The sequence below is a fragment of the Phyllobacterium sp. P5_D12 genome (assembly GCF_054049495.1).
Window position 1 is genome coordinate 1 of the sequence record NZ_JBFUMG010001174.1, and the last position, 564, is coordinate 564.

General features: G+C 50.9%; 1 protein-coding gene. It reads right to left on the reverse strand.

Features of this window, described 5'->3' with window-relative positions:
- Positions 1-318: 318 nt before the first annotated feature.
- Positions 319-564: hypothetical protein (locus ACXJ5O_RS29350; protein WP_457302970.1), on the reverse strand; the 246-nt coding region annotated here is incomplete at its 5' end.

Below are 564 nucleotides of genomic sequence, written 5' to 3' on the forward strand. Positions count from 1 at the left end.
CCGTTAAAGAGATCCTCGAACTATGTTTCCTTCCTTTTTTCTCCTCCCGCCGTGTTCTTATACTCCCCCTCTATTGTCACTAACGATCCCAAATACGCCTACACTTCGCAATACGCAATTGTGTTTAGAGCCATCCCCTATCCGTATACGTCCCCCCTCCAACTTTTATTTATTTCTCGAACAATTTCTTGATGTCAGCCATCTGGTCGTCCGCCAATTTGTCGGCGCCGCGGGACAAGAGTTTGGAGACATCCACATCGACCTTTTTCATGAACCGAATACCGGGCACTTTGACCAGGTCATTGCTGCAGTTGGCGTTTACCAATGCAACCGCACCATAGGCTGGGCCAATTGCTCCGGTTCTGTCGCAAAATTTTCTGAGTGTAGAATAAAATTTCCTGATCTTGCGTTGGTGATACGGTGGATTTCTTCTTCAGTGAGCACCGGGACCTGGCTGCGGCAAGATCGGTGTTTGACTTGCAGGGAGAGCGCGCCACTAGATTGGCGCGCTTCCGCGGCGATGCCTCGAATGGTGCTCACATCCGCATTGGCGGTGCCTAACGC